The following is an 8,339-nucleotide window of genomic DNA, read 5'->3' on the forward strand; positions in this document are numbered from 1 at the left end:
CAGCTTCGAGTCTCGGGTGCACGAACCGCACCCCGCCTTATATAAGACTGCGGATGTCCGATTTCATCACGCGAATCGCGAAAGCTCCTGTGCGCGCCGCCTCACGCCGACGTCGCAGAAGGACTCGTCTGCGAACGCGCCGGGACCGCTGACGGGTTGCGGATGCCTCGGATCCAGACGACCGGCGGCGCGCGACCGGCCTCGACGTCAGCCGATCGAGCTCTCGACGAACAGGACGAGCTCCGCCGCCACGTCGTCGCGCGTCTCCGGTTCGTTGTGCACCTCGTGTCGGAATCCCGGGTATACGACCGTGCGCACATCGGTGACTCCGGTCCGCACCAAGCGGTTCGCGACGTGGTACGCGCCCTCACCGAAGTTCGTCACAGGGTCCTGGTCCCCCGCGAGGATGAGGACGGGCAGGTCGGCGCGGATGGTGCCGTACCACTCCGGGGCGTTGACCGCGTCGTACAGCCCGACGAAGCCCCGCATGAAGCGCACTGACATCGGAGCGCCGAAGTTGTTCAGCGGATCGACGCCGTGGTCGCGCACGACATCCGCATCTCTGGCCACCCAATCGGTGGGCCCCGCACCATCGCCGTAACGATCGAGGAAGCCGTCGAAGAGCTGTCCGACCAGTTCTTCCGACGCCGGGGAATCGTCGCCTTCAGCCGCGACGAGTGCACCGCGATCCAGCACATTCTCCATGCCGTGCATCTGCGCGGCGATTCCGCACAGCGCGAGGCCGTCGAGCCCACCGTTCTCCCCCGAGGCGAGCGCTCGAGCGATCATCGACCCCCACGAGTGGCCGAACACGACGTACGGCAGGTCGGGATGGCGCTCGCGAACGAGCCCGAGCAGCGTGCGCTCGTCCTCTACGACGGTCGTCGCGGCATCCGCACCGGCGTCAGCCCACACGCCGGAGAGCATCGCCGTGCGACCGTGCCCTGCATGGTCGTCCGCCGCGACCACGAAGCCCGCATCGAGCAGTGCATCGATGAGCGGGAGGTAGCGCCTGGAATGCTCGCCGAGGCCGTGCACGATCTGCACGATCGCCCTGGCCGGGCGGGTCGGCTCGTAGATCCAGCCCTGAATCATGTCACGCGCATTGTGCGATGCGAATTCGACCTCGTGAAGTGCCATCACGTCCTCTTCATCCTGCTCCGCCTCGGTGCGAAGTCGTCGCCATGCTACCCACCAGCACAGCGCGAGCACTCGGATTCGAACGCCGGATGCACGAACGTGCACCTGATGGGCGCTGCCGCCGACGCGACTGGTGCACGGCATCGCCTGGGACGTCGAGCTCTGCGCGCACGATGGGATGACCGCATCCGGGCATCCGGGCATCGACCAGGGCTTCTCTGCTCAGCTGCGGGGCGGCTCGGAGGACGAAGCGGCCGTCATCGTCGCGAGCGGCGACGACGACGTTCGAGTGCCGGCGGCGGAAGATGCTCCGGGCGGCGCGGATCGCCGAGGTCTACCATGCAGCGGACGCGTCAAGACGGATCTCTGCGGTGAGACCCCCGTCCTGCCCCGATGTCAGACTGAGTGTTCCGTTGTGTGCGTCGGTGATGGCACGGACGATGGCGAGGCCGAGTCCATGGCCCTCTCCTCGTGTCACTGTTCGCCCGCTGCCTCGGAAGAACGGTTCAGAGAGCTGCTCGATGGCTCCTGCGGAGACAATCGGGCCGGAGTTGGCGACCGTGATCAGCGCAGACTTCGAAACGGGATCATATGCAGTGGTGACGGTGATCCATCCGTCCCGTCGGTTGTACTGGATCGCGTTGCGCAGCAGATTCGACAGCGCATGCCGGAGCAGGATCGGGTCGCCGCGCACCCACGCGTCCTCGATGCGAGTGGTGACGATCAGCCCTGTTTCGCGGGCCTCGTCTTCGTGCGCCGCGACTGCGGCGGCCACAGTCTCGGTGAGGTTCACGGCTTCCCAGGAATGCAATGCACTGCTCGCGCCGGCGAGGTCGAGGAGTGCTTCGATGATGTCGATGTTCGACTGGTTGACGTCACGGATGCGTTCGGCCAGCGAACGAAGCTCGCGAGCATTCGCCTCGGGGTCGGCCAGCGTGACGTCGATCATGGTCTTGACGGTCGTCAGAGGGCTGCGCAGCTCGTGAGAAGCGTTCGCGGCGAAGCGCTGCTGTGCCTCGAAGGACTGTTCCAGGGAGGAGAGCATGCGGTCGAAGGTCTCGGACAGGTCACGGATCTCATCCCGTGGCCCGTCCATACTGACGCGGTGGTTGAGACGACCGGTGGCTGCACGACTGGCGGCGGTGTTGATCGTGGCCAGCGGTCTGATGATGCGCCCTGCCATCACCCACCCAAGTACGCCGCCGAGGATGACGAGGACGGCAAGCGCGGCGGCGGATGCGAGAAGGATGTTGTCGAGGACGTCGTCAGCCGTTCTGATCTCGAGGGGCTGAGTCGGCCCGGACTCGATGATGTCGGAGTCGGGGACCATCGCCGGATCGAACTCGGTGGCGTGGCGTATCTGCAGCTCATAGTTGGGTACGTACCGCATATACAGATAGAGCAGCGCGATGAACACGATGCCGCATACGGCGACGAGGCCGGCGTAGCTCGCGCACAGGCGCATGCGGATCGTGAGCCTGCGTCTGCCCGAGGCGGGTCGCTGTTCCCGTGTGGTCATGCGGTGGCGCCGAAGCGGTATCCGGCGCCTGGCACAGTCTGGATGACCCAGGGCTGTCCGAGGCGTTTGCGGAGGTTGGAGACGGTCACGCGGACGGTGTTGCTGAACGGGTCCGCATTGGCGTCCCAGGCCTGTTCGAGCAGGGTGTGCGCCCCAAGGGCTCCACCGTCGGCCTTCATCAAGGTGTGCAGGACGGCGAACTCCTTCGGACTGAGACGGATGAGACGGCCTCCGCGGTAGACCTCGCGGCGGAACGGATCCAACCGGATGCCGTGCGCGTCGAGCACCGGTGGGCTGGCCGGCTGGCTGCGTCTTTCCAGGGCGCGCAGTCGTGCGACCAGCTCGGGGAACTCGAACGGCTTGGACAGGTAGTCATCGGCGCCGAGTTCGAAGCCGGTCACCCGGTCATCCAGGGTGCGGGCGGCGGTGAGCATCAGCACGCGGACCTCCGGGTGCTCGCGGGCGAGGTCGGCGCAGACCTCGTCGCCATGAACGCCTGGCAGGTCGCGGTCGAGGACCACGATGTCGTAGTTCTCGTCGATCACCGCTTCCAACGCCTGCACTCCGTCATGGACGACGTCCACGGCGATCGTCTCCCGTCGCAGGCCGGTGCGAATGGCATCGGCGAGGTAGGGGTCGTCCTCCACGATCAGGACCCGCATCACACGCCTCTCGTCTGTGTCGTCAGCCGTATGACAGCGAATCACACGAAGCGTTGCGACGGCATAAAGAAATTCCTGAACGCTCTGAGAACGCCGCCCTTGATCGACTGGTCATGTGCCGCCGGAGAGACCGCGGCTATGAACTCAAGGAGTGCTGATGAGACGACTTCACCGAACCGCCGCCTTCGCCGCCGCGCTGGCTGCGCTGATCCTCACGGGCGCGAGCATGGCCGGGTGCAGCGACGAGACCCCGGACGCGGTCGAGGAGAGTTCTGAGAACGGCCCCGAGCAGTCCTCGTTCGCCACCGCGGAGGAATATCAGCTCGCGTTCGCCGAGTGCATGCGTGAGCAGGGTGTCGACGTGCCCGACCCCGGAGAGGACGGCATGCAGATCGAAGCCGGGACGGGAGACGGATTCGTGGAGGCTGCCGAGCTCTGCTCGGACGAGCTGGGCACACCGCCCGGAGGCGACGGGGGTGCGAAACCAGCGAAGGGACAGCATGAGTTCGACCTGGCGTTGGCGAAGTGCCTGCGTGACAACGGCTTCGATGTCCCCGATCCGGCGCCTGAGGAGGGGCTGACGGTGCCGATGGACGTCGGACAGGAGCTGCTCGACGAGTGCGGAGCTGTCGCGGAAGAGGCCATTCCGTGACTGCGGTTCAGCATGAGAACGAACTCGAGAACGAATCCACAGATGTCCTTCCACCGCGAGAACGATCACGGCGCCGACTCATCTTCGGCGCCGTCGTCGGAGTCATTCTTCTCGGTGCCGTCGGGGCGGGAGTCTGGGCCGTCTCGACCGGTGCGCTGGCCGACACGGGCCATGACGCACCGCAGCAGCAGTTCGCCACCGAACAGGTGGTGCGAGGAGATCTGGAGGAGAGCACCAGCGCGACCGGAACTCTGCGATACGACGACTCCCGCGCGGTCCAGGCGGGGGCAGCGGGAACGGTGACCGGACTGCCCAGCCCTGGCACCACCGTGTCTGCCGGAGAGAGCCTGTACTCGATCGACGATGCACCGGTGTTCCTGCTGCGCGGTGAGATACCGACGTGGCGCGGATTCGCCAGCGGAATGGGCGACGGAGCGGACGTGCAGCAGCTGGAGGAGGCGCTGAGAGAGCTCGGCTTCTTCGCAGACGAGCCCGACGAGCTGTTCCGGTGGGCGACCGTGGAAGCGATCATGGACTGGCAGGAATCCCACGGGCTCGAGCGCACAGGGGAACTGCCGTTCGGATCCGTCGTCTTCGCAGAAGGCGACCTGCGCATCGGCACGCTGACCGCGAGCGTCGGCGACCAGATCGCTGCGGGGAGCGAGCTGTTCCAAGCCTCAAGCACCACCCAGATCGTGGAAGTGGACCTGGGCCTCGCCGATCAGCAGCTCGCGGTCCTCGATGCGGCGGTCATCGTGCGTCTGCCCGGTGGCGAGAACACGTCTGGGACGATCGTCTCAGTCGGAACGCCGACAGAGACCGAAAGCGGCACCGGGGAGGCGACCACGGTGATCCCGGTGGTGGTCGCGCTGGATGACGCGGACGCTGCATCAGCGTTCCAGGAAGCATCGGTGACCGTCGACATCCCGAGCCAGTCCCGCGAAGATGTCCTCTCGGTGCCGGTCGGCGCGCTGCTGGCGATCACCCCCGACCAGTTCGGCGTCGAGCTCGTGGAACCGGACGGCTCGACCCGTCAGGTGCCCGTCGAGACCGGCCTGTTCGCAGGCGGACGCGTGGAGATCGCCGGCGACGGCATCGCGGAGGGAGCAGAAGTGGTGGTACCGCAACGATGAACCCCGTCATCGCACTGGAGAACGTCCAACGCGCCTACGGCGACCCACCGGTGCTCGCCTGCGCCGGGGTGTCGCTGCGGATCGACGCCGGCGAGTTCGTCGCGATCGTCGGGCCGAGCGGATCGGGCAAGTCCACTCTGCTCAACCTCATCGGCACCCTCGACCGCCCAACGGCCGGCAGCGCCCACGTCGATGGGCTCGATGTCGACAGTCTCGACGACCGTTCCCTGTCGGCGCTGCGCGCCCACCGGATCGGCTTCGTCTTCCAGCAGTTCCACCTCGCCGAAGGGGTCACCGCTGTCCACAACGTCGCCGACGGTCTCCTCTACACCGGCACACCGCTCGGTGAGCGCTACCGCCAGGCCGAAGTCGCGCTGCGGCGCGTCGGCCTGGGTCATCGGCTGACCCACCTTCCCCACCAGCTCTCCGGCGGGGAGCGTCAGCGCGTCGCCATCGCTCGCGCCGTCGTCGGTGATCCGCCGCTCCTGCTCGCCGATGAGCCCACAGGCAACCTCGACAGCACCGCGGGAGCATCGATCGTCGGACTGCTGCACGAGCTCAACTCGCAGGGCACCACCGTGGTGGTCATCACCCATGACAACGAGCTCGCCGCCCAGCTGCCCCGCCGCATCGCTATCAGGGACGGACGCATCGTCAGCGACTCAGCCCAGGAGATCCACGCATGACCGCGCTCACCGCATCAGACCCGCCCAGCTCCGCTTCGCCGCAGCGCTCGCGCCTGTTGTCGCGCGACATCCTGCGGCTTGGCACCACCGGCTTGCGGGCCCGACCGACCAGGGCGGTGCTCTCCGCCCTCGGGATCGCGATCGGGATCGCGGCGATGATCGCCGTTGTGGGGATCTCCTCCTCCAGCCAGGCGCGTCTGAACGAACAGCTCTCCCAGCTCGGCACCGACCTCCTGACCGCCTCGCCAGGCACCGACTTCACCGGCGAGCGAGTCGCCATGTCCCCGGACGCCCTGGGGAAGGTCGCTCTCATCGATGGAGTGGAGTCCGCCAGCAGCACCGCCGCGCTTCCCGTCAGCGTCTATCGCAGTCCGCTCGCTGATCCGGCCGCGACCGGTGGCATCGCCACCATGGTGGCCGACCTCGATCTGCTGGACGTCACGTCCACCCGGGTCGCATCCGGAACCTGGCTGAACCCGGCCACCGAAGGTCTTCCCGCAGTCGTCCTCGGCAGCACCGCCGCCACACGCCTCGGCGTCGTCACGCCGGGCACACAGGTCTGGCTCGGCGGGCAGTACTTCACCGTCATCGGCGTCCTCGCTCCCTCCGCTCTCGCGCCCGAGTTGGACACCGCTGCACTCATCGGGGAAGGCGCCGCGAGGACGCTCTTCGGCTATGACGGTTCGCCCACCACGATCTACGAGCGCTCCGCGGACGATGCCGTCGACGAGGTCCGGTCGCTGCTCGCGGCCACGATCTCTCCTCAGGCTCCGAACGATGTGGATGTCTCCCGCCCCTCTGATGCTCTCGCTGCCCAGAGCGCGGCGAACGATGCCTTCACCGGCCTGCTCCTGGGACTGGGGTCGATCGCCCTGCTTGTGGGAGGAATCGGGGTGGCGAACACCATGATCATCTCGGTGTTGGAGCGCCGACGCGAGATCGGACTGCGACGTGCCCTGGGAGCGACCCGCCACCACATCCTGGTCCAGTTCCTCACCGAAGCGCTCCTGCTGTCTGCTCTCGGAGGCGTCTTCGGCAGCGTTCTCGGAGCAGTTGCCACAGCGGTCATGGGTCTCATCAACGACTGGCCGTTCGCCCTGCCGGCGGCAGCGATCGGCGTCGCAGTGGGCGCGACCCTCGTCATCGGCGCTGCAGCAGGCCTCTACCCGGCGGTCCGTGCAGCACGGACACCGCCGACCGCCGCGCTCAGTTCCTGACGGCGCGCGATCGGATCACGGCGCATGCGGCGCGTACCAAATCACGTACCAACTTCACTTGGAGGCCATGACGCCCCTCACCGCGAACTGTAGACATGTCAGAGGTCGCAGACCACGACTTTGACAACCACACGCGTGACGGGATGACGATGACGCCGTCTGCATCCAGCACAAGACCCAGAGGATGAACGTCCATGAGAGAGAAGCGGACAAAGAAGGTCGCAGCCTCAGCCGCGGCAATAGCTGTGGCTGCAACCGGCGCAATCGTCGGTTTCGCGGCCCCCGCCGCTGCTGAGGATGGCGCCAACGGAGAGGTACGCGGCTATCTGTGGCCGGGCAGCGATGGCACGCCGAACTGGGAGGGCACCTATCGGATGCCGGACGGCACCGAAGCATGGTGCGCATCGATCTGGGCGCCGGAGCCGATCTACGCGGACTCGTACGGAAATCCGGTGCCGCTGACCAAGAACGACGGCTCCCCTCTGTCGGACGACGAGATGCAGACACTCGCCTACGTCGTGTCGACCGCGAGCGACGCGGTGATCAACCAGGTCGGCAAGGACGCCGACGACCACTCGGCTGCGGCGTCTGTGATCATCCACAACATGACCAACTCTGCGCCGGCCTCGTATGATCCGCAGTGGCCGCTGGACGCGTTCGACGCGAACGAGGATCCGATCGGGTCGGGCCAGCAGACCACCGAGGTCCACGGTGTGTACGACGCCCTGCTCGCCGACGCCGCGCTGTACGGCGGCGAGTGGGAGTTCACCTACGACGACGTCGGCGACTGGACCGTCGGCGACACCGTTGAGGTGACCGGCCGGCTGCAGACAACGGCGGGGACTCCGATCCCCGACCGGGAGCTGGAGATCGCAGGCACGTACGGGTTCGACGTGCCCGTCGAGACGGTGACCACCGGCGCGGACGGCGGCTTCACCATCGAGGGCACGATCACCGACACCAGCGCGATGGTGGAGCCAGCACTCATCGCACCTGCCCAGACGGTGATGATGCGCGAGCCCGCCTCATGGTCCTCCGCCCAGCGACCGCAGAACATGATCCTCGTCGACGACGCTCTCCTGCGCGGCACGCTCCTGTTCTCCGCCCAGGAACCCGGCGAGCCCACCATAGGCACGAGCGCCCATGACCAGACCGATGGCGACAGGGTCCTTCCGTCCGAGGGCGGCACGATCGTCGATGTGGTCTCATACGAGAACCTGACTCCGGGTACGGAGTACACGCTGACCGGTGAGCTGATGGACAGCGCCACAGGTGAGGGCACCGGAATCACGGGTGAGGCGACGTTCACACCGGAGACCCCGAACGGCAC

Annotated in this window: 8 protein-coding genes; 5 read left to right on the forward strand and 3 right to left on the reverse strand. The window is 67.0% G+C overall.

Translation table 11 applies throughout. From position 1 onward, the window contains the following. Positions 1-207: 207 nt before the first annotated feature. The 3 genes from DZG09_RS12045 to DZG09_RS12055 form a co-directional block, all read right to left on the reverse strand. Positions 208-1,140: an alpha/beta fold hydrolase gene (locus DZG09_RS12045; protein WP_119698019.1), complete on the reverse strand. Its 933-nt coding sequence runs from the start codon at positions 1,138-1,140 to the stop codon at positions 208-210. A gap of 334 nt (positions 1,141-1,474) precedes the next feature. Continuing rightward, a complete protein-coding gene (locus DZG09_RS12050) occupies positions 1,475-2,659 on the reverse strand; it encodes a sensor histidine kinase (protein ID WP_119697943.1) in 1,185 nt (394 codons plus the stop codon). Then, complete coding sequence (locus DZG09_RS12055) at positions 2,656-3,321, reverse strand: response regulator transcription factor (protein WP_119697944.1); 666 nt, start codon at positions 3,319-3,321, stop codon at positions 2,656-2,658. Before DZG09_RS12055 ends, DZG09_RS12050 begins: the two co-directional genes overlap by 4 nt. Positions 3,322-3,478: 157 nt before the next feature. Between DZG09_RS12055 and DZG09_RS12060 the strand changes: the two genes are divergently transcribed. The 5 genes from DZG09_RS12060 to DZG09_RS16780 all read left to right on the forward strand — a co-directional run. After that, entirely contained in the window at positions 3,479-3,973 is a 495-nt protein-coding gene (locus tag DZG09_RS12060) for a hypothetical protein (protein WP_119697945.1), read from the forward strand. After that, positions 3,970-5,106 (forward strand): efflux RND transporter periplasmic adaptor subunit, encoded by a 1,137-nt coding sequence (locus DZG09_RS12065; RefSeq protein WP_119697946.1) that lies wholly within the window; start codon positions 3,970-3,972, stop codon positions 5,104-5,106. Before DZG09_RS12060 ends, DZG09_RS12065 begins: the two co-directional genes overlap by 4 nt. Further along, positions 5,103-5,792 carry an ABC transporter ATP-binding protein gene (locus tag DZG09_RS12070; protein ID WP_119697947.1) on the forward strand — a complete coding sequence of 230 codons (690 nt, stop codon included), beginning with the start codon at positions 5,103-5,105 and terminating at the stop codon, positions 5,790-5,792. The genes DZG09_RS12065 and DZG09_RS12070 overlap by 4 nt, the downstream gene beginning before the upstream one ends. After that, positions 5,789-7,009 carry an ABC transporter permease gene (locus DZG09_RS12075; protein ID WP_119697948.1) on the forward strand — a complete coding sequence of 407 codons (1,221 nt, stop codon included), beginning with the start codon at positions 5,789-5,791 and terminating at the stop codon, positions 7,007-7,009. Before DZG09_RS12070 ends, DZG09_RS12075 begins: the two co-directional genes overlap by 4 nt. Positions 7,010-7,203: 194 nt before the next feature. After that, positions 7,204-8,339, forward strand: a 1,136-nt coding sequence (locus DZG09_RS16780) for a VaFE repeat-containing surface-anchored protein (protein WP_205529156.1), incomplete at its 3' end; no start/stop codon positions are given.

It is taken from the genome of Microbacterium halotolerans (genome assembly GCF_003569805.1).
Lineage (GTDB): Bacteria > Actinomycetota > Actinomycetes > Actinomycetales > Microbacteriaceae > Microbacterium > Microbacterium halotolerans.

Coding starts and splice junctions, on each gene's coding strand:
- DZG09_RS12070 (WP_119697947.1), top strand. CDS start 5,103: ATGAACCCCGTCATCGCACTGGAGAACGTCCAACGCGCCTACGGCGAC.
- DZG09_RS12045 (WP_119698019.1), bottom strand. CDS start 1,140: ATGGCACTTCACGAGGTCGAATTCGCATCGCACAATGCGCGTGACATG.
- DZG09_RS12060 (WP_119697945.1), top strand. CDS start 3,479: ATGAGACGACTTCACCGAACCGCCGCCTTCGCCGCCGCGCTGGCTGCG.
- DZG09_RS12055 (WP_119697944.1), bottom strand. CDS start 3,321: ATGCGGGTCCTGATCGTGGAGGACGACCCCTACCTCGCCGATGCCATT.
- DZG09_RS12075 (WP_119697948.1), top strand. CDS start 5,789: ATGACCGCGCTCACCGCATCAGACCCGCCCAGCTCCGCTTCGCCGCAG.
- DZG09_RS12050 (WP_119697943.1), bottom strand. CDS start 2,659: ATGACCACACGGGAACAGCGACCCGCCTCGGGCAGACGCAGGCTCACG.